Source organism: Streptomyces sp. KL2 (assembly GCF_046529545.1).
GTDB classification, from domain to species: domain Bacteria; phylum Actinomycetota; class Actinomycetes; order Streptomycetales; family Streptomycetaceae; genus Streptomyces; species Streptomyces radiopugnans.
In genome coordinates, this window is record NZ_CP127170.1 from 3,187,871 (window position 1) to 3,214,851 (window position 26,981).

The window sequence follows — 26,981 nt, forward strand, 5'->3', positions numbered from 1 at the left end:
CCGGTCTGGTTAGGGGTTTCATCCCCTGGCGGCGGTGCACCGGATGGGTCGTTCGTGTGCGGAGCGGTTCCGTGCCCGGACGCGGCCGTGCGGCCGGCCCCGCTGGGGTGCGGGGCCGGCCGCCTGCTGCGTCAGGAGAGGGAGGAGATGGTCTCGCGGACCTTGGCGATGATCTCGTCGGGGATCGGGGCGTAGCCGGCGTCGGCCAGCGCGCTCTGGCCGTCCTCGCTGGCCGTGTAGGTCAGGAAGGACTTGGTCAGGTCCAGGGACTCCTTGCTGTTGCCCTTGTCGCAGACGATCTCGTAGGTCACCAGGACGATCGGGTAGGCGCCGTCGGCCTTGGTGGCGTAGTCCAGCTCCATGGCCAGGTCGCTGCCCTCGCCGACGACCTTGCCGGCGGCGATGGCCTTGGTGGCGTTGTCGACGGTGGCCTCGACGGGCTCGGCGGCACCGGTGTCGAGCTTCACGGTCGGGATGTTGTTGCCTTCGGCGTAGGACAGCTCGAAGTAGCCGATGGCACCGTCGTTGTTCTTGACGTTGGTGGCCACACCGGAGGAGCCGTCGGCCGACTGGCCGCCCTTGCCGGCCCACGCCTTGGCGGGCTCGTACTTCCAGGCGTCGGGCGCGGCGGCGTGCAGGTACTCGGTGAAGTTGTCGGTGGTGCCGGACTCGTCGGAGCGGTGGAAGGCCTGGATCTTGGTGGACGGCAGCTTGGCGTCCGGGTTCAGCTTCTTGATCGCCTCGTCGTCCCACTGGGTGATCTTCGAGTCGAAGATCTTGGCGATGGTCTCGGCGTCCAGGACCAGGTCGTCGACACCGGCCAGGTTGTAGCCGACGGCCACCGGGCCGCCGACCATCGGCAGGTTGATGCCCTGGCCGCCCTCGCAGACCTTCTTGGACTGCTCGACCTCCTCCTCCTTCAGGGCCGAGTCGGAGCCGGCGAAGCCGGTCTTGCCCTGGAGGAACTCCTGGATGCCCGCGCCGGAGCCGGTGGGCTTGTAGTTGACCGCGGAGCCCTCGCAGGCCGCCTGGTAGTTCTTGACCCAGATGTCCATCGCGTTCTTCTGGGCGCTGGAGCCGGACGCGAGGAGGTTGCCCTCGCCGTCGCACTTGATGTTGCTGGCGGCCTTGGTGCCGCCGCCCTCGTTGCCGCCCCCGGTGTTGTCGTCCGAGCCGCAGGCGCTCAGGACCAGTGCGCTGGAAACCACGGCGGCGCCGATGGCGAGCGTGCGGAGCCGGTTGGTGGGCTGAAGCTTCACTTCGTTCAGTTCCTTCCTGGGGCCCGCCGGTGGGGACGGCAAGCGGTGAGGTGTGTCCGGGTCTCGTCGTTCAGCATGCGGGGCGGTCCGCGTCCGCCGGCGACCGGGCGCGCTCCCCATGAGGCCGAAATTAGGCAGGACAGGTGAAGCGCCCGGCGGCCGAGAGTGAACGAGAGGTGAACCTCGGCGGACGGTGCAGTTGACGAGGTCGCCGGTGCGGCTGCCGGCGCGCCGTCGGAGGGGGCCGGCCGCGCCCTCTGTCGCCGGAGTGGCCGACGTGGCACCATCCCCGGCTGGGACTCGTTACGCGTGGGTAGGGACCGTGTGACGTGCGTGGAAGGGAGACGCGTGGAAGGGCAGGGGGGCGGCGCCGGTACGGCACGCCGGGGAAGGCCGTCGGCGGGTGCCGTGTCCGTGGGGGCGGCCGTCTGCGCACTCGTGTGCGCGCAGTTCGCGCTGCTGGTGGCGCCGGCGGGAGCGGCCCGGGCGGAACCGGGCGGGCCGGGCGCGCAGGGGAAGGGCGTCGTCCGGGCCTCGCCCCCGCCCTCGGCCCCGGAGCCCGGGGAGGAGGGGAGGCCCGGGCAGGCCGGGCAGCCGGACGAGGGGGCCGGCGAGGGCTCCACCGCGCGCCTGGAGGAGCTCCGGAAGAAGATCGAGAAGCTCCATGACAGGGCGGAATCGGCCACCGAGGAGTACAACGCGGCCGATGAGCGGGCCGAGAGGCAGCGGCGCGAGATCGTACGGCTGGCCCGGGCGATCGTGCGGACCCGGGGGCAGCTGGACGATCTGACGGACCGGGCCGGGGCGATGGCCCGCGCGCAGTACCGCGGCGGCGGTCTGCCGCCCTCCGCGCGGCTGGTCCTCGGCGGTGATCCGGAGGACTTCCTGCGCGACCTCGGCCTGCTCCACAAGGGCGACCGGGCGGCCAAGGGGCTGATCGCGAAGCTGCGGACGGCCAACGAGGACCTGGACGAGTACGCGGACGAGGCCACCGGCCGGTGGGCGAAGCTGGAGGCGGACCGCAAGCGGAAGGCCAGGGCGAAGAAGGACGTCGAGGCCGAGCTGGCGAAGGCCGAGAAGCTGGAGTCGCGGCTGGAGGCCGACGAGCTGAAGCGGCTGCGGGAGCTGGAGGACGAGGCGGCCTGGGCCCGGCAGGCGCGCTGGCTGGAGTCCGGTGTGCTGGAGGAGATCGGCCAGCGGGCGTCGGCGCGCGGCAGGAAGGCCGTCGGGTACGCCATGGCCCAGATCGGCAAGGACTACGAGTGGGGCGCCGAGGGCCCGGGCACCTTCGACTGCTCGGGGCTGACACTGCGTGCCTGGGAGGCGGCGGGCCTGCGGATCCCGCGCACCTCGCAGGAGCAGTGGAGGCTGCTGCCGCGGGTGGACATCACCGACATGCGCCCGGGCGACCTGATCGTCTACAAGCGTGACGCCAGTCATGTCGGCATGTACGTCGGCGACGGCGTGATGGTCCACGCGCCGCGGACCGGCCGGCAGATCACCACCGCCGGCGCGGGATCGCTGCCGATCCTCGGTGTGGTGCGGCCTGACGCGTAGACTGCCTCGGTTGGTTGCCCGTCGGCCGTTTGGCATATGCCACAAGGCATTCCGTGCAGGGCCCCGGGGCCGCTATGGTCGCCCGGGGCGTCTCCACCCTGACGCCTGTGCGCCCTCGGGGGGAGGGAAGAGGAATTCTGGCATGCCCGTATCGATGGGCGACGAGGTGATGACCGTGGCACTGCCGCGGCAGTCCGCCGGTCCGAGGACCGGTTCCCCCGGTCCTTCCGGTCCTCCCGGTTCCCCCGGCGGGCTGACCCTGCTTCTCATCGAGGACGACCCGGCGGGCTCCCTGGCCATTCCCGAGCTGCTCGACGCCTCCGGGGGCCGGGTGAGGGTCCGTACCGCCCGCAACCTCACCGAGGCCGAGCGGCTGCTCACCGACGATGTCCACTGCATCCTGCTGGACCTGGCGCTGTCCGACGGCAGCACCGCCGGTGGAGAGCAGGAGGAGGGCGGGGACGAGCTGGACATACTGCGCCGGGTGCTGCGGCTGGCGCCCCGGCACGCGGTGCTGGCGCTCACCGCCGAGGACGACGCCGAGCGCGCGGCCGAGGCCGTACGCGTCGGGGCGCAGGACTTCCTCTTCCGCGACGAGCTGGACGGCCGGGTGCTGAGCCGGGCCGTCCGCTACGCGGTCGAGCGCAAGCGGGCGGACCTGGCCCAGCGGCAGCTCACCGAGTCGCGGCTGCGGGCCCAGGAGAACGCCCGGCTGGAGCGCGGGCTGCTGCCCACCCCGCTGCTGGACGGCTCGGAACTGCGGTTCGCCGCCCGCTACCGGCCCGGACGCTCCCGGGCGCTGCTCGGCGGCGACTTCTACGACACCGTGCGCACCGCGGACGGGACCGTCCACGCCATGATCGGCGATGTGTGCGGGCACGGCCCGGACGAGGCGGCACTGGGGGTGGAGCTGCGGATCGCCTGGCGGGCGCTGACCTTCGCCGGGCTCTGCGGCGACCAGCTCCTGGGCACCCTCCAGCGGGTGCTGGAACACGAGCGATCCAGCGACGAGATCTTCGCCACGCTGTGCACCGTCGACATCGCGCCGGACGGCCGGCGGGCCGGGCTGTGCCTGGCCGGGCACCCCGCGCCGCTGGTGGCGGGCGGCGGGCGCGGGCCGCGGCTGCTGCCGCACCACGAGGAGGGCGGCGGCCCGGCGCTGGGCGTCCTGCCGAAGGCCCGCTGGCCCCGCACCCAGGTGGAGCTGGGCGGCTCGTGGAGCCTGATGATGTACACCGACGGGCTGATCGAGGGCCGGATCGGCCAGGGCGAGCAGCGCCTGGGCCAGGAGGGCATGCTCGGGATCGTCGGGCACCGTATGGCCGCCGGGCTGCGCGGCGAGGAGCTGCTGGACGCCGTACTGGCCGAGGTGCGGGAGCTGAACGGCGACGAGCTGACGGACGACGTGGCGGTGATGCTGCTCGACCGGGGCTGACCCCGGACGAGCGGCGGCCGGGCGGCCCGTTCAGACGGGCGGGCCCGGCCGGCTCGGGCGGCCGACGGCTCAGCGGCCGCCGTTGTACGGGCCGTAGGGGCCGTCGCTGCTGCTGCCGCGGCGGAAGCCGCCCCCGCCGACCTGGACGAGCGCGGGCCGCACGTCGACCACGTAGACGATGTTGGCGATCAGCCCCGCGATGGTCAGGAAGAGCATCCCCAGGAAGAGGTTCACGGCCACCGTGATCCCCAGGATGATCAGCCAGAAGCCCTTGGTCTTCTTGTCCGCGGCGCGGTAGGCGTCCTCGCGGCGCAGCGCCGCGTCCACGAAGCAGAAGATGCTGAAGATGAGCAGGCCCAGGAACACCCAGGACATCAGCCCGTAGAAACCGTCCAACAGCACGCTGGCCACCATCCCGTCCATGAGCCGGTCGTCGGCCCTCCACGCTACCGGTCGGGGGACCGGACACGAAGTGCGTGCCCGGTCCCGGCGGTGCTCACTCCTGGGGCTTGTCCGTGGGCAGCTTGTCCGACGGCGACGACGCCCTCGGGGAGGAGGACCGCTTCGCGGCGGTCTTCTTCGCGGCGGACTTCCTGGCGGCCGCCTTCTTGGCGACCGTCTTGGGGGTCTCCTCGGCGGCGGCCTTCTTCGCGGCGCCGGTCTCGGACGCGGCGCTCCTGCGGGCCGCGGTCTTCGAGGCCCCGGCCCTGGAGGCGGAGGTCTTCGAGGCGGAGGCCCTGCCGGGCGTGGCCCGGCGGGTGTCGCCCATCTTGGGACGCGGCTTCTCCTCCTTCCCGCCCGCCTCGACGGTGACGGCCTCACCACCGCCGCGCCTCCCCTTCACCGGGAGTCCGCGAACGGCGCCGGAGCCGTTCCTCTCCCCGTTCTCCCCGGCGTTCTTCTCGCCGCGCCAGGTCTCCACCGCGCCGCGGCCGCGCTCGGCCAGTTCGCCGTATCCCTCGCGCGCCTTGACGGCGTACTCGGCGGCGAGCCCGACGCTCTGGAGGGCCAGGTGCTGGGCCTGCTCGCGCAGCTTCTTCAGGTCGGCGTCGAAGCCGGACAGCGCGGTGGTCAGCCGCGACTGGGTCTCCTTGGCCTGCTGGGCGAGGCGCTCCTGCACGGCCTTGGGGTCGGCGGCCCTGTCCTTCACGGCGGCCAGGCGCTCGGGCGCGGTCCGGCGGATCTTGTCGATCACGCCCGCCGCGAAGTACAGCGGGGTGGGGTCGGTCAGGGCCTTGCGGAGGTCACCGGTCTTGCTGGCGGCCTCGCCGGCGGTCTTCTCGGGCATGAGGATCCCTCCTGTTCATGGGGTCTGGGGCTTCGTCTCGGTGGAGGGGGCGTCCTCGGCCTCCGGGCCGGAGGCGTCCTCGGTGGGTCCGTCCTCGGTGTGTCCGTTCTCCTTGCGGAACGACCCGTAGATCTGGAGCAGCACCTGCTTCTGCTGCTCGTTGATCGACGTGTCGGCCAGGATCGCGCTGCGCACCTCCAGTCCCGCCTGCTCCTTCTCGTCGAGGATCCCGGCGCGGACGTAGAGCGTCTCGGCGGAGATCCGCAGCGCCCTGGCGAGCTGCTGGAGGATCTCGGCGCTGGGCTTGCGCAGCCCCCGTTCGATCTGGCTGAGGTACGGATTGGACACCCCGGCGGCATCCGCGAGCTGCCGCAGGGAGAGCTGCGCGCTGCGCCGCTGCTCCCGCAGGAACTCGCCGAGATTGCCGACATGCAGTGAAGCCATGTCTCCACAGTGCCTCTCTCCGCTAACTTTTGCAAGCAACTGCTTGCAGGAGTGTCGCTCCATGCGTCCCGCACCGCTTGTTCACGGAACCCGCCGCACGCGGGAGCATGAGGCATGCGACCGGACGGCTGGCACCTCACCGAAGACGTCGACGACTTCCTCGCCCGGGCCGGGGGCTTCCTGCGCTCGCGCCCCGCCCTGCACAACACGCCGCTGACGGACATCGAGAAACTGCGGATACGCAGGCCGGACGCACACGGCCCCGTCACCGCCATCTTCGGCCGACTGGAGTCCGGAGGCGAGGTCCACGCGATCTTCTATCTCACTTCGCGCGGCCGCCTGGGCCTCACCCCCCTCTCCGCCGAGCAGGCCGACACCCTCGCCACCCACCTGGCCGGCCTCGGCCACCTCCCCTCCGGCGTCATCGCGGACCACGCCACGGCCTCCGCCTTCGCCGAGTCATGGCAGCGGCACACGAACGCGGCGCCGACACCCTTCTGGCGGACTCGTCTGTACCGTCTCGGCACGCTCACCCCACCGCAGCCGCGCCCGGAGGGCCGGGGGCGCGTCGCGGGTCGCGAGGACCATGGGCAAGTCATGCGCTGGTGCCGTGAGTTCTGCGTCGAGGTCGGGGAGCAGATCTCCATCGACCTGATCGACTCCGGCGCCTGGGCCGACTCGCGCTTCGGCGACAGGCACTTCACGTTCTGGGAGACCGCGGACGGCACCCCCGTCTCCATGGCGGCCGCGACCTCGATCGTCGGCGGCATGGTCCGGGTGGACCCCGTCTACACCCCGGCCCGCCTCCGGGGTCGCGGCTACGCGGGAGCTGTGACGGTCGAGGTGAGCAGGGCCGCGCTGACCGCGGGCGCCACGGACGTCGTCCTGTTCGCGGACCCGGCCAACCCCACCAGCAACGCCCTGCACCAGCGCATCGGATACGTCCACGTCGCCGACTTCTCCGGGTACCGGTTCTCCGGCGCGCCGGAAGCCGGCTGGAGCCGGCACCAGCGCCCGGACCGGCGGGAAGGAGCGACTCGCTCAGGATGAGCGAGACCGGCGTGTCCCCGGCGCCCCGCTCGACCTGAGGCGCCCGGGGCCGGAGCACCGCCCTGCTCCACGTTCGGCGGGACGGCCGAGGGGCGGGGAGGACGCCGCGCCGGTGTCCTCCCCGCCCCTCGAAAGGCGCCTCGGCCCGTCTCAGCCCTCGGTGTCGTGCCGGGGCGCGGCCGCGCCCGCGTACGGCTGGTCCCCGGCGCGGTGCCGCCCGCCCGCGCCCCCGGGCGCGGCGACGGCCTCCGCCGCGCGGGCCGCCGCCTCGCGCCGGTTCTTGGTGATGTGCTCGGCCACGGCGAACGCCGCGACCACGACGAAGCCCAGCGCCGCGAATCCGATCGCCGCGCCGAGCTGGCCGTCCGGCGCGAGAAGGGCCCGGTCCTCGTCCTGCCAGGGCCACAGAGCCCGCAGGCAGCCGGCGACCACACCGGTCAGGACCACCAGGGTGATGCGCTGACGGTTCTCCAGCAGCCACTGCATCAGCTTGACGAAGGAGGCCAGGCCCAGGAGGGCGCCGAGCGCGAACAGGCCCAGGTAGCCGAAGTCCCGCTCGTTGACGGCGGAGAGGGTCCGCTCGTACAGCCCGAACGTCAGCAGCAGGAACGAACCGGACAGGCCGGGCAGCACCAGCGCGGAGACCGCGACCGCCGCCGCGGCCACGATGACCAGCGGGGTGGCCTCCACCTCACCGGGCGGCAGGCTGACGATCACGAAGGCCGCCGCCGCGCTCACCAGGGCCACGACGACCTCGCCCGGCCGCCAGGAGGAGGCGGCGCCGTTCGGCAGCGGCGCCCGGGAGGCGAGGGAGAACGGCACCCACAGCGAGGCCAGCACCAGCCCGAAGAACAGGGCCCGGCTGTGCACCGGCTGCTCCTCGACCCAGCCCTCGACCAGCCCGGCCATCAGCACCAGCGCGGCGAACATGCCGATCAGCAGCGGGACGATGACGTTCCACCGGACCTGGCGGATCTCGTGGAGGGCCCGGGACGGCCCCCGCCCCCGGGGGAGGTCGGCGAGCGCCAGCCGGACGCCGGTGACCAGGCGGCTCGCCGAACCGATGGCCGTGTCGTACACGCCGACCACGAGGGCCACGGTGCCGCCGCTGACGCCCGGGACGGTCTCCGCGGTGCCTATCAGGGCGCCGCGCACCAGATTGAGGCCGTGTGCCGGCCAGGACGACGGTGACGACGGCTTCGCTGCCCTGTGTCGCTGGGTCTCCCCCACCAGAGCTCCTTCGGTGCTGGTCGAGTGCTGTGGGACTGTCCGCACGCCGGTTCCCGGGAGTGCCGGGGCGGGCGCCGAGGACACATTGTTCACGATGCCGGATCCCGCCGGCCGCCGGAGTCGGCCGGGGCGGCCCCGGCCCGGCGCCGCTGCCCGTCTTCCCGCCCGGCCCGTACGGGGTTTGACCGACTCCCGGCGTGGAACCCGCCGCCCGCCGCGGAGCCGTGGAGCCATGGAGCCGCGGCACCTCAAAGCGGGTGGAAAGCGCCAAAAGCCGCATAGAGTGGCGACCGGCAGACGGTGAACGGAACGCGCCGGCGCCCGAGCGGCCGCCGGCGCGGGCAAGGAGTCGGAATCAGATGAGCGATGTCAAGCTGTCCGTGATCTACTACTCGGCGACCGGCACCATTCACGGCATGGCCAAGCGCCTGACCGAGGCGGGCAAACAGGCGGGCGCGGAGGTACGGCTTCGGCAGGTCGCCGAGCTCGCCCCGGACGAGGCCATCGCCTCCAACGCCGCGTGGAGCCAGCACTTCGACAACACCAAGGACGAGCCGAGGGCCACCGCCGACGACGTGGTCTGGGCCGATGCCGTTCTGTTCGGTTCCCCCACCCGGTACGGCAACGTCGCCAGCCAGCTCAAGCAGTTCCTCGACACCCTCGGCCCGCAGTGGCAGCAGGGCCTGCTCGCCGACAAGGTGTACGCCGGGTTCACCGCTACCCAGACCGCCCACGGCGGCCAGGAGTCGACGCTGCTGGCCCTGTACAACACCATCCACCACTTCGGCGGCCTCGTCGTCGCGCCCGGCTACACCGACCCGCTGAAGTTCACTGACGGCAACCCCTACGGCGTCTCCCACGTCACCGGGGCGAACAACGACGCCCCGCTCACCGACGCGGAGTACGCCGCCCTCGACCACATGGCGCAGCGCGTGGTGCGCATCGCGGGCCGCCTCAAGGGCGAGGGCTGACGGCCCCGCCGCACGGGTGAGCCGGGGGAGGGCGACGGGCCGCCCTCCCCCGGCCGCTTCGGGCCCGGTGCCCGCCGTACGGCAGCGGCGGGGGGTCAGGCCCGGTGGACCTCCAGCGCCGTTCGTACCGCCGACTCCAGGGCGCCCTCGATCCACGCCGTCCTGATCGAGGTGTGGTCGCCCGCGAAGAACAGCGGCCCCTCGCGGCGGCCGAGCAGCGGGAACAGCTCGGTGTGCTGCCCCGGCAGCAGTACGGCCGCCTCACCGTACGCGTACGGGTCCCGCTGCCAGCTCTGGGTGCGCCCGGCACCGGTGTAGAAGACCTCCACCCGCTGCCCGTAGACCTGCTGCACACCGCGCAGGGCGTACGGGTAACGGGCGTCGTCCTCCAGGCAGTCCCAGCGCCGGGCGTCGTCGGCCCAGCTGTAGGAGGCCAGCAGGACGCCGCCCTCGCTGCCCTCGACGCGGTGCGAGGGGTTGAACATGAACCGGTTGGGGTTGTCGCACACCGACCCGCCGCCGGTCACGCCCGCCGCCTCCGGCTGGTCCCGGGAGATCCAGCGGCAGGCGGTGTAGTGCACGCGCTGGGAGTCGGAGATGTGGCCGCGCGGCACGGACGGGTGGGCGCCCAGCAGACTGCCGTCGTCCGGCGCCCTCCCCAGGCGGTAGGCGTCGTACAGCCCCGGCCGTACGCGTTCCAGCTCGCGCTTCCAGTCGGCCTCGTCGAACTCCCACCAGCGGCGGCTGAACTCCAGCAGCACCTTGGTGGCGCTGTCGTAGTGCAGTTCGGTGACCGCCCGCCGCTTGCCGTACGACAGCGGCGGGGCGATCTGGACCTGCCGCAGCCCGGAGAAGGGCACGGTGAGGACCGCGAAGTCGCCGGTGAACTGCTCGCGCACCACCGCGCCGTCGCGGCCCTCGGATACGGTGTCGATCCACACCGCCGGGCCGTCGGCGCCGATGTGCGCGGTGCCGTCGCTTCCGTCCCGCCCCTCCCCGCGGTACTCGACGCGGGTGGCGCGGCGGTCGAAGCGCACCGGGACCTTCAGGCCCCGGAGTTCCTTCAGCAGCGCGTCCGCCAGGGTGGCGGTGCCGCCCTGGAGCTCCCAGAAGACGGTGCCGGGGTTGATCAGGGACCAGCCGATGAAGCTGTGCAGGAAGGACAGGGGCAGGCGCGAGGTGAGGTTCTCCAGGGTGCCGATCAGGTCGATCGTCCGCTCGTCGAACCCCGCGTGCTCGGTCAGGAAGCGGTGCATCGACCAGCCGCCGAACCTCTCGACCACCCGCGCCCAGCCCTCCAGGCACTCCGGCAGCGGCTTGTTCACGCGCTTCCCGTCCGGCCCGGCGGTGCTGTACTCGTCGCGCACCGGGTCCAGGACCCGGCCCAGGATCACCGCGGCGGGGACGTCCCGGTACTTCTCGGGCACGCCGAAGGACCGGTTGACCGCCCGCGGGTCCTTCGCGTAGTCGGCGCGGCGCACCCGGACGCCGTTGACGTTGATCCAGGTGCGGTACGCGGGCCTGCCGTCGGTGTCCACGTCCACCAGGTGGAAGCGGCGGCGCCTGAGCCCCAGTTCGTCGATCAGGCCCATCACCAGCGGGTGGCTGCCGGGGATGCGCATGGCCCCGGCCTCCGCGTACTGCCTCGGGTCGGCGAAGGGCTGCTCCGCGCCCTCGTGGCCGCCGGTGCGGAAGGTCTTGATCCGGCCGCCGGCCCGGTTGCCGTTGGCCTCGACGACGGTGACGCGGTGCCCGGCCCGGCCCAGCAGCAGCGCGGTGACCAGTCCGGCCGGGCCCGCGCCGACGACCAGCACCTTCTTGCCGGGTGCGCCGGACGCGCCGCCCTGCGCGGTACCGGAGCGGGGCAGGCCGCCGCGCAGGATCCTCTCGTACCGCGGGGTGAGTTCGGAGCCGTCCTCGTCCAGCAGGAGGATGGCGCGGGCCACCGCCAGGCATGCCTGGCGGTCGGCGGCGCCCGCGGGTTCGGGGGAGTCCCCGGGAGAGGACGCCCGGGACGGGGGAGCGGCGGGCGCGGCGGCACCGAGCCCGGCGACGGCGGCGGCCGTCGTGGTGCCGACCGCGAACCGCCGCCGCGACAGGGACGCGGCGGTCCCGGCGGTGCGGTGGGCGGTGATTTCGGTGGTGTGTCCGGTGGTGTGACGGTCTTCGTGGGGAGCCATGGCATCTGACTAGGGCCGCGCCGCCCCGGCGCGCCGTCGGCGCACGGGGCGGCCTGCCGGATTCCCCCGTACGGGAGCGGCTTCCGGGTGCGAAAAGCCGTTGGGGAGCGGCGCGCGTCTCGGGCAGTGTGCCCCCATGGACCTCATGAGCCCCGCCCACGTCGCCCTGCGCCCCCTGGACGAGGCGCTGCTGGACGCGCTGGCGGCCACGGCCGCCTCCGACGCCGACCCCGGCGAGGTGATGCCGCCCGCCGAGGACGGGAGCGGGCCCGGCTGGACGGACGCCCGGCGCGAGGCGTTCGTCCGCTTCCACCGCTCGCGCTCCCTGCGCGCGGATCCGGTGGAGACCGTGTACGCCGTCCTCGTCACGGAACCGGGGGAGGACGGACGGCCGCGGGAGGCGGTCGCCGGAGCCGCCCGGCTGGCCCCCGCCCCGGAGCCGGGCGCGGTCGAGGCCGGACTGTGGCTCGGCCGCTCCCACCGCGGCCGGGGCATCGGCACGGCGGTGTTCGCCCTCCTCCTCGGCGAGGCCCGCGCCGCCGGCGCCACCCGGCTGCTCGCCCGTACGCACAGGACCAACGCCGCCGCCCGCCGCCTGCTCGCGGCCGCGGGAACCGGCCTGGAGTTCCACGGGGACGGGACGGTCACGGCGTGGTGGCCGCCGGCCGGCCGCCGCCCGCCGGCCTGATGTTGCGGTTGAAGCGGAAGAGGTTGTGCGGGTCGTGGACGGCCTTGAGGGCCGCCAGCCGCTCGTAGGCGCCCGCGTCGTAGCCCGCGCGGGTCTGGGACTCGCCGGCCCGCTCGCCGTCCCCGTAGAGGAAGGCCGGGCTGTGGCCCAGCGTCCAGGGGGCCAGGACCTCGCGCAGCAGGTCGAACCGGTCGCGGACCTGCCGGAGGCTGTGCCCGGTGCCGCCGGGCGGAGGACCGGGGAAGGCGACGGCGCGCACGATGTACTCCGCCTCCCGGTGGTCCACGGCGACCCCCGCCGGCCCGCGCCTGCGCAGCGCCCCTCCGAGGTGGCGCACATCCGTGACGCAGGGGACGGGCGAGCCGGGCCCCACCGTGTCGAGCACCGCGCCCAGCGCCTCGGGCGGCAGTTCGCGCAGCAGGGCGTTGGTGGCGGTGTAGGGCTGGGGGAAGGGCGGGTCGCGGTGGACGGAGTCGCACTCGGCGTACGGCATCTCGCGCAGGTCGTCCACGAGCCGTTCGCCGACCGCCCGCAGCGGCGCCACCAGCCGCTCGCCCTCCTCGGCCGGGCCGCTGTGGACGATCCGGAACGAGGCGGCGTACCGGCCGCGCAGCGGCGCGGGGACGGCCGGCACGTCGGGGTGGGAGAGCAGGGCGACGGAGGAGGTCAGCGTCTCGGGCACGTCCGCCGTCCAGCGCCGCCAGACCTCCAGCGCCCGGTCCGCCAGCGGGGCGCCGAAGACGAGCTGCCCGCCGTAGATCGCGGGTACGGGGAAGAGTTCGATCTCCATGACCGTCACCACCCCGAAGTTGCCGCCGGTGCCCAGCAGGGCGCCGAACAGCTCCTCGCCGGGGACGGTGCGGCGCGGCCGGCCGTCGGCGGTGACGGCCTCCAGGGCGCGCACGTGGTCGGCCGCGTAGCCGAACCGCCGGGCCAGCAGGCCGATGCCGCCGCCCAGGGTGTAGCCGACGGCGCCGACGGTCGGCGAGGAGCCGTTGAGCGGGGCCAGGCCGTGGGCGGCGGCCGCCGCGACCACCGCGCCCCACCGCGCGCCGGCGGCGACGCGCGCGGTACGGCTCTCCGGGTCGACGCTCACGCCCGTCATCCGCCGGGTTCCGATCAGCACCCCGCCCTCGGCGACCACCGACAGCCCGTGCCCGGTGGCCTGCACCGCCACCGGCAGACGGCGCCCGGCGGCGTACGACACGGCCAGCCGTACGTCCTCGGCGTCCACCGCGCCGACGACCAGGTCGGGGCGGTGGGTCCAGGCCGTCTGGAAACCGGAGACCTCCTCGCCGTAACCGGGGTCGCCGGGCCCGAGGACCGGGCCGGTGGCGGCGATTGGGCGGCGGGCGGTGCCGGCGGTTCGGGGGGTTCGGGGGATTCGGGCATTGCTGTGCTGTGCGCTTCCCATGACCTCCAGGGTGGTGACGTCTCGCCCATAAGTCCAAGATCTGGTCGGAATGAAAGCTAGAATCAACGGTTATGGAGATCCGGCAGCTTCGCTATCTCGTCGCCGTGGTGGAGGAGGCCGGCTTCACCCGCGCCGCCGAGCGCCTGCACGTCGCCCAGCCCGGCGTCAGCGCCCAGGTCCGCCGGTTGGAGAGGGAGTTGGGCCAGCCGCTGCTGGACCGGTCCGGCCGCACGGTGCGCCCCACGGAGGCGGGCGAGGCACTGCTGCCCTACGCGCGGGCCGCGCTCGCGGCCGTCGACGGCATGAGGCAGACCGCGGACGAGTTCACCGGGCTGCTGCGCGGCCGGGTCACGGTCGGGCTGTTCTCGGCCGCGGCCACCCACGACCTCGACGTGGTCTCCGTGCTGGCCGGCTTCCACGAGGACCATCCGCACGTGGAGATCACCCTCACCGAGGACGTCTCGGACCGCATGGTCGCCGCGCTCCAGCACGGCGAGCTGGACGTGGCGGTGATCGGGCTCACCGGCGAGGAGCCGCCACCGGGCGTCGACCTCCGGATCGTCGTCGACGAACCGCTGGTCGCGGCCGTCCCGCCGGGCGACCCACTGGCCGGGCGCGCGAGCGTGGCGCTGGCCGCGCTCGGTGAGCGCACCCTGATCAGCCTGCCGCGCGGCACCGGGCTGCGCGCGGTGCTCGACCGGGCCTGCGCCGCGGCCGGGATCCGGCCGCGCGTCGGCTACGAGGCCGCCGCGCCGCACGTCCTGGCCGAACTGGCCGCGCGGGGTCTGGGCGTCGCCGTGCTCCCGGCGGGCTCGGCGGCGGAGGCCGGGGACCGGCTGCGCGCGCTGGAGATCGTACGGCCGCGGCTGCGCGGCCGGATCGCCCTGGCCTGGCGCACCGACGGTCCCTCGGGGCCGGCGGCCCGGGCCTTCCTCGCCCGCATGCGCGAGGCGATGCCGGCACCGGCGGGCGCCGGCCGGGTTACGGGCGCCGGCGTCGCGGGGTGAGGCCGGGGGCGGTTCAGGGGACGGAGGGGCCGCCCAGATAGGTGCCGTCGGCGTCGTAGGGCCAGGCGTTGGCCACGCAGCCCTTGAGGCCCTTGATCTGCTGCATCATCGCGGGCGCGGGCCGCCCCGGGCCGGGGCAGGTCTCGTGGCCGTGGCCGATGCGGTGGCCGACCTCGTGGTTGACGATCAGCGCCCGGTACTCGGTGACGGGCCCGGCGAACTGCGGCGATCCCAGCACCCAGCGTTTGAGGTTGACCACCACGGTGGGGCCGACGGCGCAGTTCAGCTCGCCGCGGGTGTCGAGCCCGGCGGCGCCGCAGATGGCGTCGGCGGTGCCGGGGGTGGCGATCTTGACGATGAAGTCGGCGGGCCCGGAGGCCACGAGGCGGAAGCCGTTGACACCGTCGTTGGTCCAGCCGCGCGGATGGGCGAGGATCGCGGCGACCTCCTGCGCTGCCTGCCGGGCGGAGAGTTCGATGCCGTCCTCCACCTGCACCTGGTAGGTGCGGATGGTGCCCTGCCCGACGGCCTCGCCGGAGGCCTGGGCGGTGGTGAAGGTGCCCGGACCGGTCGCCGGGACCGGGATCACCGACTGCTCGTCCGGCTCGTCCGGCTCCTGCGTGGAGGGCGACGGTGACGGGGAGGGCGACGCGGAGACGGAGGGAGAGGGGGACGGGGACGGCGGTACGAACACCGCCTCCTCGGAGGCTCTCAGCTCGTCCGGGTCCTGCGGCTTGGTCATGGTCCGGGACTCGGCGGAGTCCTGCTCGGTGACGAGTAATCCGCCGAGGGCGAAGGCCCCGACGGTCGCTACGGAGGCCAGTACCCGTATGTGCGGACGTCTCCGGCGGCGGCCGCCCCGACGGCCCCCGCCGCCCTGGCCGCCCCGGCGGTGGGCGGCACCGCGGCGAGCGGTGTCGGTGCGCCGGTTGCTGCGGCGGTCGGTGCGGCGGCGGCTCAAGATGGACTCCCCCCGTGGTTCGGCGTACGCGAAGGTGCTGTCGGCGGCTCGTGGGGGGCGGTCGAAGATCACCGTAACACCGCCGTACGACAGGCCGGTTGTGGGACCACCGGCCGCCGCCGCACCCGGCGCGCCCCCGCGGAGCTCCCCGCGGCGCGCTCCGCGCCGCCCCCGTGTCACGCTCCGGCGAGCGCCCGCTCCCCGGGCTCGCAGGCCTTCCGCAGCGCGTCCAGCTCGTCCGGCGGCAGCCGCAGCGAGGCACCGCGCCTGCCCGCGTCGAGCATCGACCGGCCCGCCGCCAGCCACTCCCCGTGGGGTTCGACGCCGACGAACTCGGCCAGCCGCGACAGCTCCCGCTCGGGTGCGTCCAGCAGGTCCTCGTACGAAAGGCTCGTCCGGGCCGCCTCCGGCACCCGGGCCAGGTGCTCCAGGCACTCGGTCACCAGCCGCGACCACAGCTCCCCGAACCGGGCCACCGGCATCACCCGGTCGAACACCAGCCGGGGGTCGAACGGGTCCTGGAGGAGCCCCGCCAGGTCCGGCGGGAGCTCGCGGGCGTGCTCGGGCGTCAGCTCGTCACCGAACTCCAGGCCCAGCAGCGCGTACATCTCCTCCAGCATCGAGATCACCCGGAAACCGGTGTGCCGGCTCATCGACAGCGCGCAGTCCGGGCCGCCGCGGTACAGGTGGACGAACCTCGCCTCGGGGAAGCCCGCCCGCAGCCTCGGCACCCACCGCACCGAGAAACCCGAGCGCTCCACCACCGCCCGGCGCCCGAACCGGGCGCACAGCAGCCCGAACAGCTCCCGGTACTGATCCTCGACCGGGCGCCGCGGCCAGGCGGAGACCAGCGGGGCGAGCTCGTCCAGCAGGCCGTCGGGGTCGTCGGTGAGGTGCGGCAGCACCATCAGGGACAGCCTGGGGATGCCGGTGGTTTCGGCCGAGAAACGCCCCGGGCGGCGCGGGTAGAGGAACTCCGGAATGGGCGCGCCGCTGCGGACCATCCTGTCGAACGTGGGGTTGGGCTCGGCCAGGAGCCGCCAGAACTCCCGGCCCTCCAGGGACCCTTCGGGCATCCCCTCGGACCCGACCGAGGCCAGCAGCTCGTTGAGGCTGAGGATGTCCCGGTGCAGGTTCAGCACACGGGACAGCGCGGTCGAACCGCTCCGCCCCGTCCCGACGACGAACGACAACGGCCGTGCGCTCACGTCCCCCACCCCACTGCCCCCTCGGTCCCGTTCCCGGTCCCGGCGCCGGTCCGGCTCCGCCGGTGATCTCCACACCGCAGCGTACGGACCCGGCCGCCGCGTGCGGCAGGGCGACTTCCGGCCACCCGCCGCCGCCCGCCCGCCGACTCGCCCGGTGAGGCGGGCGGACGGGAGGGTGTGGCCATGACGGAGGGAAACGGGAACAACGGCGGGGAGCGGCCGGGGAACGGCGATCTCGCGATGGGGATCTCCATTGGAACGGCGATCGCGTCGCCCTCGGGCCGGCGGTCTTCGACAACATCGCCCTCGGGATCGGCGTCGGGACGGCCTTCGGCGTCGCCCTCGGCTCGGCCCGGCGGAACCGCCGGGAGCCTCCCGGCGGTTCCGGGGACGAGCGCTGAGACGCTCCTCCGCGGCGGCGGGCCCGGTGACGGCGGGCCCGGTCGCGACGGCCCGGGTCACGGCGGCAGAAGGCGCCGGCTGCGGGCGTTGGCGGCGGCGAGACGGGCGCTGAGCTGCTCGTGCGCGGTGAGCGGCCGGACGTCGTCCGGCTTCGCGTCCCACTCCCGCCCGCCGCCGAGCGGGCGCAGCCACACCCGTCCGGGGTGGACGTCCATCACGTCGCCGATCCGCCCGTCCCGCAGATCCCGTGCCACCGAGCCGACCGCGATCGCGGGCGGACTCCCCCGCCTCTCCCGCCTCTCCGCGCTCACCGCGCCTCCCCGGGCCGCAGCGCGGCCAGGGCCGTCCCCGGCGGCTCGGCCGGTGGTCCGGCAGGCGGCTCGGCAGGCGGTACGGCGGCCGGTGCGCACCCGGCGTGTACGGGCGCCGGCGTCCGCGGGGGACCCCCGGCGCAGCGGCCCGGAGGAGTCTCCGCGGTCGTGTCCGCGCCCGCGTCCCTCGCGGCGCGGGCGAGTTCCTCGCCGTCGGCGAAGACCGCCGGGGAGTGGTGAGTTCGGGATTCCATCGTGCTCCGTGATACGTCGATGCCCTCTGACGGGCGACTATCACTTTCTGTATCCCGATCGTCGCTTTCCGACGCCGCCGCCGACTGATTTTTCACCGTGGCCCCACACGGACCCCGGGAAGGAGAACGGAAGGTGACGGCGCGGTGCAGGAGTCAACTGGCCGCGGGGACGGGTGGTTCGACCGCGGCGCCCACCGGGACGCGAGCCCGGAGGTCTATCGTGAGCGGTATGTCCGCCCCTGAGCTGATCCGTATCGTCTCCCGCGACTCGCCCATGGCACTGGCGCAGGTGGAACGCGTCCGCGCCGGACTGGCCGCGCTCCACCCGCACGTCCGCACCGAGGTCGTCCCGGTGCGGACCACCGGCGACAAGTGGCTGGGCGACCTCTCGCAGGTCGAGGGGAAGGGCGCGTTCACCAAGGAGGTGGACGCCGCGCTGCTGGCCGGCGAGGCGGACCTGGCGGTGCACTGCCTCAAGGACGTCCCCGCCGACCGGCCGCTCCCCGCCGGTACGGTTTTCGCCGCCTTCCTCGAGCGCGACGACGTCCGCGACGCCCTGGTCCACCCCGGCGGCCTCACACTGGACGAACTCCCGCCCGGCACCCGGATCGGCACCTCCTCGGTGCGGCGCGTCGCGCAGCTCGCGGGCTCCCACCCGCACCTGGAGTGCGTGCCGTTCCGGGGGAACGCCAACCGGCGCATGGAGAAGATGGCGGCGGGGGAGGCGGACGCCCTGCTGCTGGCGGTCTCCGGCCTGGAGCGGATCGGCCGCCCGGACGTGATCAGCGAGATCCTGCCGACCGAGGTGATGATGCCGCCGATCGGCGCGGGGATCCTCGTCCTCCAGTGCCGGGAGGGCGACACCGCCCTGATCGAGGCCGTCAGCGGCCTGGGCGACCCGGACACCCACCGCGAGGCCACCGCCGAGCGGATGCTGCTCCACGTCCTCCAGGGGCACTGCAACAGCCCGATCGCCGGGTACGCCAGGACCGAGCGGGGCGGCGAACTCTCGCTGCGGGCTTGTGTGTTCACTCCCGACGGCAAGACCGTCCTCAACGCGCACGAGTGGGCGGGCCGCCTCGACCCGGCCACCCTGGGCACCTCCGTCGCCGTCGCCCTGCTCCGCCAGGGCGCGCGCGGCCTGATCGACGGCATCGCGCACTAGGCGCATCGCGCCGGGGGTCCGCCCCCGGCGCGGAGAACCGCCGTGTCCGGTGCCGGGAGGGCGGGACGCGCGAGGCGGCCGGCCGGGGCCCGCGCCCCGGCCGGCCGCCTCGCAGCGCGGCTCACTCCGCGCCGAGCAGCTTCAGCAGCTCGTGGCGGCCGAACATCCGGGCCGTGTCGATGGCCGACGGGTTGCCGGCGGCCGGGTCGGCGCCGGCCTCCAGCAGCAGCCGCACCATCTCCTCCTGGTCCTTGAAGACCGCGCCTCCGATGGGGGTCTGGCCGCGGTCGTTGACCCGGTTGGGGTCGGCGCCGCGCTCCAGGAGGGCCCGTACGGTGGGGGTGCGGCCGTAGTAGGCGGCGAGCATCAGGATCGAGTCGCCCTTGTCGTTGGTCAGGTTGGCCGGGACGCCCGCGTCCACGTACGCCGCGAGGGTGTCCGTGTCGCCTTCCCGGGCGAGGTCGAAGACCTTGGCCGCGAGCTGGAGCACCTCCGGGTCGTGAGCGGGCTCGGAGGTCTCGGGGGTCGGGGCGTCGGACATCGGGTGCCTCCTCGTCGTACCGTCTCGCCGCCTCGGCGGCTGATCGTCTTCAGACTACGTATGCCCGCTTACCGGCCGGTGCCGCCGCGCTCCCGCGGGCCGCATCCCCCGCGTGCCCCGCATACGCTTCGTTCCATGCCGCCGATCGCGACGTCCGCGCCCCGCCGCCCCGTCCGCCTCCTGGCGGCGGCGGTCGTGCTCGCCCTGGTGGGGCTCAACGCGTACCGGATGACCGTCATCCCCCAGCCGTGGCCGAGGGCGGCCCTGGACTGGGCGCTGATCGCGGCCGGCTGCGGCGCCCTGTACTGGCGGCGGCGCCGGCCGGTGCCGGTGGCGCTGGCCGTCCTGCTGTGCGCGGCGGTGTACTACCCGGCCAACCCGTACGACAGCCCGCTGCCGATGATCGCCTTCGCCGTCGCGCTCTACACGGTCGCGGCCGAGGGGCGCATGACGGCGGCCGTGACACTGGCCGTACTGACCATGCTGGCCGTCGGCTACGGCGAACTGGCGCCCGGGCCGGGCGGCGGGCGCCATGTGGACGACGCCGCGATGGTGCTCCTCACCGGCTGGCTGTTCGGGGTGATCGCCGCCGGGCACGCCCAGCGCAACCGGCAGGCGTATCTGCGGGAGGTGGAGCAGCGGGCGGTCGCGGCGGAGCGGGAGAAGGAGGTGCGGGCGCGGCAGTCCGCGGTGGAGGAGCGGCTGCGCATCGCCCGCGAGCTGCACGACGTGATCGGCCACAGCCTGTCGCTGATCAACGTGCAGTCCGGGGCCGCGCTGCACCGGCACACCAAGCGGCCCGGGGAGACGCGGGAGCTGGTGGCCGCGCTGGAGGCGGTACGGGCCGGCAGCCGTGACGCCCTGCGCGAGCTGCGCGCCACGCTCGGGGTGCTGCGGCAGGCGGACGAGGAGGCGGCGCCGACCGCGCCCGCGGCCGGGCTGGACGACGTGGAAGCCCTGGTGGAGCGGGCGAGCGCGGCCGGACTGGACGCGCGCCTGGTGACCGAGGGGCGGCCGGTGCGGCCGGTGCCGCCGCAGGTGGGGCTGGCCGCGTACCGGATCGTGCAGGAGTCCCTGACGAACGCGGTCCGCCACTCGGGGGCGCGGCGGGTGGTCGTCACCGTCCGGCACGAGGAGGACGCCGTGCGGGTGCGGATCGAGGACGACGGGCACGGGGCGCCGGAGGAGGCGGCACAGGAGGACGCGGGGCCGGGGAAGGAGGGGCCGAAGGAGGCGGGGAGCGCCGGTGGCGGTCCGGACCGCGGCCCGGGCGGAAGCGCCGCGGGGAGCGGCATCGAGGGGATGGCGGAGCGGGCGCGGGCGCTGGGCGGCGGGCTGACCACCGGGAACGTGCGCGGGGAGGACGGCGGGGGAGGCGTCCGGGGCTACCGGGTGGAGGCCCGGCTGCCGCTGGGGAGGTCCGTCCCGTGACGGCCGCTCAGAGCTTGATGACGACCAGGGCCGCGTCGTCGGCGGTGCCCTGGTTCATGCCGAGGTCCTCCAGGAGGTTGTCGGCGATCTCCTCCGGGCCCAGGTCACGGTGCCGGGCCAGGCTCTCCGAGAGCCGCTTCAGCCCGACGTCGATGGACTCCTCGCGGCGCTCGACCAGCCCGTCGGTGTAGAGGATGAGGGTCGAGCCCGGCACATAGGTGGTGATCGCCTGCGGCCGGTGCGAGGGCCTGCTCCGGGCGGCCAGGGGCACGTCGGTGGCCTGGTCCAGCAGCTCGGTGTACCCGTCGGGGTGGCACAGCATCGGGGGCAGGTGGCCGGCGCTGCTGTAGGTGAGCGTGTGCGTGTGGGTGTCGATGTCGAGCTTGACGGCGGTGGTGGCCAGCGCGCCGTCGAGGGAGCGCGCGTACAGGTCCAGGCCGTACAGCGCCTGCGCGGGGCCGTCGGCGACCCGCATGGCCGCGCTGAGGGCGCTGCGCAGCTGCCCCATCACGCTGGCGGCCTCCAGGCCCCGGCCGACGACGTCGCCCACGGCGACGGCGAAGCGGTCCTCGCTGAGGTTGATGATGTCGTACCAGTCGCCGCACACGTTCAGCGAACCCTGGGCGGGCCGGTAGCGCACGGCCGCGTTGCGGAGCTCCAGCGGCATGTGCGTGGGGAGCATGGCCTTCTGGAGGGTGAGGGCCACCTCGTGCTCACGGGCGTGCGCCCGCCGCAGCCGCTCGTTGTGCTCGTACAGCTCCCGGGCGCGGGCGTACAGCTCGGACTCGGCGATCTTCCCGCCGGCCGCCTGCAGGCCGCCGCCGGCGTCGGCCAGGCCGGTGGGGTGGGAGAGGCTGTCGCGCACGTACGCCGTGGCGTCCTCGACGCGGTTGACGATCAGGCTCACCGAGCCGTCCTCGCCGAGGACGGGGGTGTTGACCGGGCTCCAGTACCGCTCCTCGTACCCGGCGTCGGAGCCGGGGCGGGGGATGTCGTACCGCTGGAGGATCATGGTGTCCGGCTTGCCCGTCTCCAGTACGCGCCGGAACGAGGCAAGCAGGTTCCCGGGGCCGTCGGCGTTCGGGTCGTCCGGGTTGACGGGGAAGACGTCGAACAGGTGGTGGCCGATCAGCTCGTCGCGGGTGCGCCCGGTGATCTCCAGGTAGGCCTGGTTGGCCTCCACGAAGACGAAGTCCCGGTCCAGCACCGACAGGGGGGTGGGAACGGCGTCGAACAGGGCGGCGTAGTCGATGTCGCCGCTCATCTTGCCCATGGCCCCTCCCCTCTGCGTGGCGCCGGCCGGAGCCGGGGACCTCTTTCGTCATGGTGGCACGTACTCCCCACCCGCATCGAACACTACCGCGCGGCCTGCGGGGCCAGCAGGCCGCGGACGGAGGACCGTGCCGCCTCCCGACCGCGGCGTGCCGCGGGCGGACGGAGCGGACCACTCCGGGCGGAGAGGGCGAATTCGGCCGTTGAGCACCTGCTTTGTGCAATTGTGCACCACCTGGGCGGGCGTGTTCCGCACCGGCGCGGTGGGCCACGACCGTACCCGATCTTGGGAGGACGTGTGGCGGGTTCCACAGCCTCTCCACACCCGGCGCGGGCGGCGGCCGGGAGGGGGCGGGCGGCATAGGCTCGTGCCATGGCCGCAGAGCACGACGGGCGACGGGTGCGCGTCATCCTCGCCGACGACCAGACCCTGGTGCGGGCGGGCTTCCGCTCCATCCTCGCCGACGAGGACGACATCGAGGTCGTCGGCGAGGCCGGGGACGGACTGCGGGCCGTCGAGCTGACGCGCGCGCTGCGGCCCGACGTGGTGCTGATGGACATCCGGATGCCCGGGCTGGACGGGCTGGAGGCCGCCCGGCGCATCGCCGCCGACGAGCGGCTCCCGGACACCAGGGTGGTCATCCTGACCACCTTCGACGTGGACGACTACGTCTACGGGGCGCTGCGCGCGGGCGCCTCCGGCTTCCTGCTCAAGGACACCGAGCCGATGGAACTGCTGCACGCGGTGCGGGTCGTGGCGCGCGGCGACGCGCTGATCGCCCCTGCGGTGACCCGCCGGCTGATCGCGGAGTTCGCCGGGCGGGCGCGGCAGCCGGACCCGTCGCCCCGCCTCGGGGTGCTCACCGGGCGGGAGCGCGAGGTCATGACCCTGGTGGGCGAGGGCCTGTCCAACGACGAGATCGCCCGCCGCCTGGTGCTCAGCCCGGCCACCGCCAAGACGCACGTCAGCCGGATCATGACCAAGCTCGGCGTACGCGACAGGGCGCAGCTGGTGATCCTGGCGTACGAGTCGGGGATGATCACGCCGGGCTGGCTGGGTTAGGGACCGGCCCGGACGGGAGCCGGACGGAGCGGGGGCGGGCAGGCGCGGGGGCGCGGGGAAACGGCGGCTGCGGGGACCCCTTAGGGGGAGCACGCCCGTGGACGCAACCCGGGTGGTACGTCCGAGCCCCCGGCCGCGCCCGGTGTCGTACCCGAGGTGTCCGCCACGGGCCGATGCGCCGGGGCGCACCGTTCGCCGACGGTGGTGGCGTGGACGGAACCGGAGCACTCGACCTGGCGCGGTGGCAGTTCGCCCTCACCGCCGCCGCGCACTTCCTGTTCGTCTCGCTGACGCTGGGTCTGGCCACCGTGGTGACCGCAGTCCAGACGTGGGCGGTGCTGCGGCGCGGGAGCGGCGGGGACGGCGGGCGGGACGCGGCCGTGCGCGCGCGCATGGTGCGCTTCTGGGGCCAGCTCTACGTCGTCAACTACGCGGTCGGGATCGTCACCGGCATCGCCATGGAGTTCCAGTTCGGGCTGGCCTGGAGCGGGCTCGGGCACTACGCGGGCGATGTCCTCGGCGCCTCGCTGGCGATGGAGACGATCGTCGCGTTCTTCGTCGAGTCCACCTTCCTGGGGTTGTGGATCTTCGGCTGGAACCGTTTCGGGCCGCGCCTGCACTGCGCCCTGCTGTGGGTGGTCACCGGCACCGCCTACCTGTCGGCCTACTGGATCCTGGTCGCCAACGGCTTCCTCAACCACCCCGTGGGGTACGCCAGGACGGCGCACGGCATCGAACTGGCCGACGCCCCCGCCGTCCTGGCCAACCCCAGCACGCTGCTCGCCTTCGGGCACATCGCGGGCGGGGCGCTGCTGACGGCGGCGTTCTTCGTCGCCGGGGTCAGCGCGTACCACCTCCGCCGGCGCGGCACGTCCCGTCCGTCCGGGGCCGACACCGAGCTGTTCCGCAGGTCGCTGCGGATCGGGGTCTTCCTCGCGCCGCCCGCGCTGCTGTGGACGGCGGCGTCCGGCGGCCTCCAGCTCTCCGCGATCGCCGGTCACCAGCCGATGAAGAGCGCGGTGTGGCGGGCGGAGACGGCCGAGATCGCACGGCTCCAGGCGGAGCTGGTGGAGCGTTTCGGCCCGGGCGACTACGTCCCCTCCCAGGGGCTGGTGCGCGGCGCCGCGCTGCTGATGCTCGGCGCGTTCGCGCTGATGCTGTACGCCTCGGCCGGCTCGGCGCTGCTGGCCTGCTTCCGCCGTGCCGTGCTCCGCTTCCGGGGCTGGCACGTGCTGCTGATGGCGCTGGTGCCGCTGCCGTACGTGGCGATGACGGCGGGCTGGGTCTTCCGGGAGGCCGGGCGGCAGCCGTGGGTGGTCTACGGGCTGCTGCGGACCGAGGACGCGCTCTCGGACGTGTCGGCCGGCGGGATGCGGGTCTCGCTGGCCGTCTTCACCACGCTCTTCGCGCTGCTGCTGGCCGTCAACTGGTGGCTGCTGCTGCGCACGGCCCGCCGGGGCCCCGGCGCCGTCGCGCTCGGGGGGCTCGGGGGGCCGGGCGAGGACGAGCGGGACGAGCGGACGCCGGGGGACGGGCCGCCCGCCGGACGCGACATCGGCCCCGTCCCCGCGTACTGAGAGCCGTACCGAGAGCCGTACCGAGAGCGGAGACCGCCGTGGAGATCGCCGTGGAGACCCTCGCCGCCGCCCTGCTGGGCCTGTTCACCGCCGGCTACCTCGTGCTCGGCGGCGCCGACCTCGGCGTCTGCATGCTCCTGCCCCACCTGGGGCGCGACGCGGACGAGCGGCGGACCGTCCTGGCCGCCATCGCCCCCTTCTTCCTGGGCAACGAGGTGTGGCTGATCGCCGCCGCCGGGGTGTTCGTCGGCTGCTTCCCGGCGCTGGAGGGAGAGGTGTTCACCGGTCAGTCCGCCGTCCTCGTCCCCCTGCTGGCCGGTTGGATCGTGCGGGACGCGGGCCTGTGGTGGCGCGGACGCGCCCCGTGGCGCGCCTGGCGGGCGCTCTGCGACGGCATGGCCGTGGCCGGGAGCTGGACGGCGGCCCTCGCCTGGGGGTGGCTGCTGGCCGGGCTGCTCACCGGCGATCCCGCCGAACCGGCCGCGGGCCCGGCCGCCGTCCTCACCTCGCTGGGCGTGGCCGCGCTCTTCGCCGTCCACGGGTCGGCCTTCGCCGCGCTGCGGCTGACCGGCGGCCTCCGCCGCCGCGCCCGGCTGCCCGCGGGCCGCGCCGGCGAGCGCTCCACCTTCGCCCTGACCGCCCTGGCCATGGCCGTGCTGCCGCTCGCCGCGGGGGTACGGCTGCCCCTGGCCGAGTCGGCGGCCGGCGGTCAGGTGCTCGGCCTGCTGGTGCCCGCGGTGCTGGCGGTCGTACCGCTGCCGGTGGCCGCCCAGGTGTGGCTGTGGCTGACCTTCCGGGGCCGGGTCACCGGCCCCTCGTACCTGTGAACACCCCGATCCCGGAGAGCGAGAAGACCGTGAAGCACGTACTCGCCGCACTCGCCGGCCTCGTCGCCGGCTTCCTCCTGGGCGAACTGGCCGCCGTGGCGGTCGGCCTCACCGCCGAGGCCGTCCTCGGCGCCTCGATGCCCTTCGCGCTCAAGCTCATGCCCCTCTACCTGGCGGTGGCCGGAGCCGTCGCGGGCCCGTACCTCCTCGGCCGGGAGGCCCGCCGGAGGAGGGGAGGGAGGCCGGAGGAGAGCCGGTGACACCGCCCGCCCGCCCGCCGGGGCGGGAGGCCCCCGCCCCCGCCGCGGCGCGTACCGCCGGTGCCGGGGCAGGGGCCGGGGCGGGGCGGCCCGGGAGGGGCGCCACGCGGCCGGACGCCGTGTGCGCCGTGTGCGCCGTGTGCGCCGCGTATGCCGCCTCGACCTCCCCCCTGCCGGGCACCCTGGTCATCCCCAGGGCGTCCGCGGCACGCTCCAGGACGCCGTGCACGGTCCCGGCGGCCCGGCTCAGCCGCTCGCCGTACTCGGCCGGGCCCGCGCCGGCGAGCCACCGGGCCTGGCGGACGACGTCCGTGTACACCGACTGGGCCCTCTTGTAGGCGAGGTAGCGGGGCAGGTCCTGTCCGGCCGCGGCCCCCGCGCCGGGCAGTACGGCCTCCACCGTCGTGCGCCAGCGTTCGACGACCTCGCCCTCCTGCGACGGCGGGTAGCCCATCAGGTACAGATGGGTGGCCAGGTCGTAGAGCGGGTCGCCGAGCATGGCCAGCTCCCAGTCGATGGTCCACAGCAGGCCCGATCCGTCGACGATCAGGTTCGCCCGGTGCAGATCGCCGTGGAGCAGGCAGAACGGCCGCGGTGTCAGCTTCCCGGCCTCCAGCCACAGCCGCGACGTCCGGCCGAGGGCGCGCGGCGGGACGCCCAGCCGGTCGAAGAGCCGGCCGTACTCGGGGCGCCGGGCGCGGTAGGCGCGCCTGCGGGTGAACCGGATGAGGCCGCGCAGGAACTTCGAGCTGCGCGGCGAGGCGACGCGTTCCCGGCGCGAGCACCGGCGCGCCGCGGTGACGGCCTCGGGGCGCACGCGGGCCAGTTCCGAGAAGCGCCGCAGGATCTGCGCGAGGTGCTCCTCGGCCACGGCCTCCCCGGTGGGGGAGACCTCGGACAGCGTCCTTCCCACGATGAAGTCCTGGACCGCCGGGCCCCCGGCGCCCACCGGGCGGGCCGACGGCACGCGGGACACGCCGTGCCGGCCGAGTTCGGCCAGCAGATCCTCCTCGGACCGGAAGCAGCGCCGGTCGAACCAGAGGACCTCGTCGCGGGGTTCGGCGAGTTTGACCCATCCGCGGCCCCCGGGCCCGGGGACCACGTGCCAGATGCGGTGGTGTCCCTGGAAGGTGGAGGGGTGTGCCATCGACGCGGTTCCGGAGTCCTTCGGTCGTGCGGACCGGCC

The 26,981-nt window shown here is 74.5% G+C and carries 25 protein-coding genes; 12 read left to right on the forward strand and 13 right to left on the reverse strand.

The window, feature by feature from the left end; translation table 11 throughout:
• Positions 1–131 precede the first annotated feature (131 nt).
• A complete protein-coding gene (pstS, locus tag QPK52_RS14425) occupies positions 132–1,259 on the reverse strand; it encodes a phosphate ABC transporter substrate-binding protein PstS (protein WP_093658674.1) in 1,128 nt (375 codons plus the stop codon).
• A 414-nt stretch (positions 1,260–1,673) separates the two neighbouring features.
• Between pstS and QPK52_RS14430 the strand changes: the two genes are divergently transcribed.
• Both QPK52_RS14430 and QPK52_RS14435 read left to right on the forward strand, forming a co-directional pair.
• The gene (locus QPK52_RS14430; RefSeq protein WP_410537884.1) at positions 1,674–2,816 is read left to right on the forward strand and encodes an NlpC/P60 family protein; all 1,143 of its coding nucleotides are present in this window, start codon (positions 1,674–1,676) and stop codon (positions 2,814–2,816) included.
• A 142-nt stretch (positions 2,817–2,958) separates the two neighbouring features.
• Positions 2,959–4,251, forward strand: a complete 1,293-nt coding sequence (locus tag QPK52_RS14435; protein ID WP_410537885.1) for a PP2C family protein-serine/threonine phosphatase — start codon at positions 2,959–2,961, stop codon at positions 4,249–4,251.
• Positions 4,252–4,320: 69 nt separating this feature from the next.
• On the opposite strand, the gene QPK52_RS14440 is transcribed toward QPK52_RS14435, so the two are convergent.
• The 3 genes from QPK52_RS14440 to QPK52_RS14450 all read right to left on the reverse strand — a co-directional run bounded on the left by QPK52_RS14440 (position 4,321) and on the right by QPK52_RS14450 (position 5,983).
• Positions 4,321–4,653, reverse strand: coding sequence for a DUF2516 family protein (locus tag QPK52_RS14440; RefSeq protein WP_410540335.1), 333 nt, complete (start codon positions 4,651–4,653; stop codon positions 4,321–4,323).
• Positions 4,654–4,747: 94 nt separating this feature from the next.
• Positions 4,748–5,539 carry a hypothetical protein gene (locus tag QPK52_RS14445; protein WP_410537886.1) on the reverse strand — a complete coding sequence of 264 codons (792 nt, stop codon included), beginning with the start codon at positions 5,537–5,539 and terminating at the stop codon, positions 4,748–4,750.
• A gap of 15 nt (positions 5,540–5,554) precedes the next feature.
• On the reverse strand, positions 5,555–5,983 hold the full coding sequence (locus tag QPK52_RS14450; protein WP_093658680.1) for a helix-turn-helix domain-containing protein: 429 nt from the start codon (positions 5,981–5,983) through the stop codon (positions 5,555–5,557).
• Between the two features lie 114 nt (positions 5,984–6,097).
• Here QPK52_RS14450 and QPK52_RS14455 point away from each other — a divergent pair, with 114 nt between their 5' ends.
• Positions 6,098–7,033, forward strand: a complete 936-nt coding sequence (locus QPK52_RS14455) for a GNAT family N-acetyltransferase (RefSeq protein WP_410537887.1) — start codon at positions 6,098–6,100, stop codon at positions 7,031–7,033.
• Positions 7,034–7,183: 150 nt separating this feature from the next.
• Here the strand turns inward: QPK52_RS14455 and QPK52_RS14460 are convergent, their stop codons facing one another.
• On the reverse strand, positions 7,184–8,263 hold the full coding sequence (locus QPK52_RS14460) for a DUF368 domain-containing protein (protein ID WP_410537888.1): 1,080 nt from the start codon (positions 8,261–8,263) through the stop codon (positions 7,184–7,186).
• Between the two features lie 359 nt (positions 8,264–8,622).
• On the opposite strand from QPK52_RS14460, the gene wrbA reads away from it, so the two are divergent.
• Positions 8,623–9,234: an NAD(P)H:quinone oxidoreductase gene (wrbA, locus tag QPK52_RS14465; RefSeq protein ID WP_410537889.1), complete on the forward strand. Its 612-nt coding sequence runs from the start codon at positions 8,623–8,625 to the stop codon at positions 9,232–9,234.
• A gap of 95 nt (positions 9,235–9,329) precedes the next feature.
• Here wrbA and QPK52_RS14470 read toward each other — a convergent pair whose 3' ends face one another.
• On the reverse strand, positions 9,330–11,414 hold the full coding sequence (locus QPK52_RS14470; RefSeq protein WP_410537890.1) for a flavin monoamine oxidase family protein: 2,085 nt from the start codon (positions 11,412–11,414) through the stop codon (positions 9,330–9,332).
• A 136-nt stretch (positions 11,415–11,550) separates the two neighbouring features.
• Here QPK52_RS14470 and QPK52_RS14475 point away from each other — a divergent pair, with 136 nt between their 5' ends.
• A complete protein-coding gene (locus tag QPK52_RS14475; protein WP_410537891.1) occupies positions 11,551–12,102 on the forward strand; it encodes a GNAT family N-acetyltransferase in 552 nt (183 codons plus the stop codon).
• Here the strand turns inward: QPK52_RS14475 and QPK52_RS14480 are convergent.
• Positions 12,059–13,516, reverse strand: a complete 1,458-nt coding sequence (locus QPK52_RS14480) for an FAD-binding oxidoreductase (RefSeq protein ID WP_410537892.1) — start codon at positions 13,514–13,516, stop codon at positions 12,059–12,061. The genes QPK52_RS14475 and QPK52_RS14480 overlap by 44 nt on opposite strands.
• Positions 13,517–13,587: 71 nt before the next feature.
• Between QPK52_RS14480 and QPK52_RS14485 the strand changes: the two genes are divergently transcribed.
• Positions 13,588–14,523 (forward strand): LysR family transcriptional regulator, encoded by a 936-nt coding sequence (locus QPK52_RS14485; protein WP_410537893.1) that lies wholly within the window; start codon positions 13,588–13,590, stop codon positions 14,521–14,523.
• A gap of 13 nt (positions 14,524–14,536) precedes the next feature.
• Here QPK52_RS14485 and QPK52_RS14490 read toward each other — a convergent pair whose 3' ends face one another.
• The 3 genes from QPK52_RS14490 to QPK52_RS14500 form a co-directional block, all read right to left on the reverse strand.
• Positions 14,537–15,484: a DUF3152 domain-containing protein gene (locus tag QPK52_RS14490; RefSeq protein WP_410537894.1), complete on the reverse strand. Its 948-nt coding sequence runs from the start codon at positions 15,482–15,484 to the stop codon at positions 14,537–14,539.
• Between the two features lie 176 nt (positions 15,485–15,660).
• Entirely contained in the window at positions 15,661–16,692 is a 1,032-nt protein-coding gene (locus QPK52_RS14495) for a sulfotransferase (RefSeq protein WP_410537895.1), read from the reverse strand.
• Positions 16,693–17,150: 458 nt separating this feature from the next.
• Positions 17,151–17,405: a hypothetical protein gene (locus tag QPK52_RS14500; RefSeq protein WP_410537896.1), complete on the reverse strand. Its 255-nt coding sequence runs from the start codon at positions 17,403–17,405 to the stop codon at positions 17,151–17,153.
• 483 nt (positions 17,406–17,888) lie between these two features.
• Between QPK52_RS14500 and hemC the strand changes: the two genes are divergently transcribed.
• Positions 17,889–18,824: a hydroxymethylbilane synthase gene (hemC, locus tag QPK52_RS14505; RefSeq protein WP_410537897.1), complete on the forward strand. Its 936-nt coding sequence runs from the start codon at positions 17,889–17,891 to the stop codon at positions 18,822–18,824.
• Between the two features lie 121 nt (positions 18,825–18,945).
• On the opposite strand, the gene QPK52_RS14510 is transcribed toward hemC, so the two are convergent.
• Complete coding sequence (locus QPK52_RS14510) at positions 18,946–19,365, reverse strand: ankyrin repeat domain-containing protein (RefSeq protein ID WP_410537898.1); 420 nt, start codon at positions 19,363–19,365, stop codon at positions 18,946–18,948.
• A gap of 135 nt (positions 19,366–19,500) precedes the next feature.
• Here QPK52_RS14510 and QPK52_RS14515 point away from each other — a divergent pair, with 135 nt between their 5' ends.
• Entirely contained in the window at positions 19,501–20,796 is a 1,296-nt protein-coding gene (locus tag QPK52_RS14515) for a sensor histidine kinase (protein ID WP_410537899.1), read from the forward strand.
• Between the two features lie 7 nt (positions 20,797–20,803).
• Here QPK52_RS14515 and QPK52_RS14520 read toward each other — a convergent pair whose 3' ends face one another.
• Entirely contained in the window at positions 20,804–22,069 is a 1,266-nt protein-coding gene (locus tag QPK52_RS14520; protein ID WP_410537900.1) for a PP2C family protein-serine/threonine phosphatase, read from the reverse strand.
• A 372-nt stretch (positions 22,070–22,441) separates the two neighbouring features.
• Here QPK52_RS14520 and QPK52_RS14525 point away from each other — a divergent pair, with 372 nt between their 5' ends.
• The 4 genes from QPK52_RS14525 (at position 22,442) to QPK52_RS14540 (ending at position 25,795) form a co-directional block, all read left to right on the forward strand.
• A complete protein-coding gene (locus QPK52_RS14525) occupies positions 22,442–23,131 on the forward strand; it encodes a response regulator (RefSeq protein WP_410537901.1) in 690 nt (229 codons plus the stop codon).
• A 209-nt stretch (positions 23,132–23,340) separates the two neighbouring features.
• The gene (locus tag QPK52_RS14530) at positions 23,341–24,708 is read left to right on the forward strand and encodes a cytochrome ubiquinol oxidase subunit I (RefSeq protein ID WP_410537902.1); all 1,368 of its coding nucleotides are present in this window, start codon (positions 23,341–23,343) and stop codon (positions 24,706–24,708) included.
• 38 nt (positions 24,709–24,746) lie between these two features.
• Positions 24,747–25,535, forward strand: a complete 789-nt coding sequence (locus tag QPK52_RS14535) for a cytochrome d ubiquinol oxidase subunit II (protein ID WP_410537903.1) — start codon at positions 24,747–24,749, stop codon at positions 25,533–25,535.
• Complete coding sequence (locus tag QPK52_RS14540) at positions 25,532–25,795, forward strand: DUF5957 family protein (protein ID WP_410537904.1); 264 nt, start codon at positions 25,532–25,534, stop codon at positions 25,793–25,795. Before QPK52_RS14535 ends, QPK52_RS14540 begins: the two co-directional genes overlap by 4 nt.
• On the opposite strand, the gene QPK52_RS14545 is transcribed toward QPK52_RS14540, so the two are convergent.
• Positions 25,692–26,942 carry a phosphotransferase gene (locus tag QPK52_RS14545; protein WP_410537905.1) on the reverse strand — a complete coding sequence of 417 codons (1,251 nt, stop codon included), beginning with the start codon at positions 26,940–26,942 and terminating at the stop codon, positions 25,692–25,694. The genes QPK52_RS14540 and QPK52_RS14545 overlap by 104 nt on opposite strands.
• Positions 26,943–26,981 lie beyond the last annotated feature (39 nt).

Excerpts from the sequence above, each read along its gene's own strand:
- QPK52_RS14450 (WP_093658680.1), bottom strand. The coding sequence starts at position 5,983 with ATGGCTTCACTGCATGTCGGCAATCTCGGCGAGTTCCTGCGGGAGCAG.
- QPK52_RS14455 (WP_410537887.1), top strand. The coding sequence starts at position 6,098 with ATGCGACCGGACGGCTGGCACCTCACCGAAGACGTCGACGACTTCCTC.
- QPK52_RS14445 (WP_410537886.1), bottom strand. The coding sequence starts at position 5,539 with ATGCCCGAGAAGACCGCCGGCGAGGCCGCCAGCAAGACCGGTGACCTC.
- QPK52_RS14485 (WP_410537893.1), top strand. The coding sequence starts at position 13,588 with ATGGAGATCCGGCAGCTTCGCTATCTCGTCGCCGTGGTGGAGGAGGCC.
- QPK52_RS14480 (WP_410537892.1), bottom strand. The coding sequence starts at position 13,516 with ATGGGAAGCGCACAGCACAGCAATGCCCGAATCCCCCGAACCCCCCGA.
- wrbA (WP_410537889.1), top strand. The coding sequence starts at position 8,623 with ATGAGCGATGTCAAGCTGTCCGTGATCTACTACTCGGCGACCGGCACC.
- QPK52_RS14525 (WP_410537901.1), top strand. The coding sequence starts at position 22,442 with ATGGCCGCAGAGCACGACGGGCGACGGGTGCGCGTCATCCTCGCCGAC.
- QPK52_RS14510 (WP_410537898.1), bottom strand. The coding sequence starts at position 19,365 with ATGTCCGACGCCCCGACCCCCGAGACCTCCGAGCCCGCTCACGACCCG.
- QPK52_RS14520 (WP_410537900.1), bottom strand. The coding sequence starts at position 22,069 with ATGGGCAAGATGAGCGGCGACATCGACTACGCCGCCCTGTTCGACGCC.
- QPK52_RS14545 (WP_410537905.1), bottom strand. The coding sequence starts at position 26,942 with ATGGCACACCCCTCCACCTTCCAGGGACACCACCGCATCTGGCACGTG.
- QPK52_RS14470 (WP_410537890.1), bottom strand. The coding sequence starts at position 11,414 with ATGGCTCCCCACGAAGACCGTCACACCACCGGACACACCACCGAAATC.
- QPK52_RS14515 (WP_410537899.1), top strand. The coding sequence starts at position 19,501 with ATGCCGCCGATCGCGACGTCCGCGCCCCGCCGCCCCGTCCGCCTCCTG.
- QPK52_RS14435 (WP_410537885.1), top strand. The coding sequence starts at position 2,959 with ATGCCCGTATCGATGGGCGACGAGGTGATGACCGTGGCACTGCCGCGG.
- hemC (WP_410537897.1), top strand. The coding sequence starts at position 17,889 with ATGTCCGCCCCTGAGCTGATCCGTATCGTCTCCCGCGACTCGCCCATG.
- QPK52_RS14475 (WP_410537891.1), top strand. The coding sequence starts at position 11,551 with ATGGACCTCATGAGCCCCGCCCACGTCGCCCTGCGCCCCCTGGACGAG.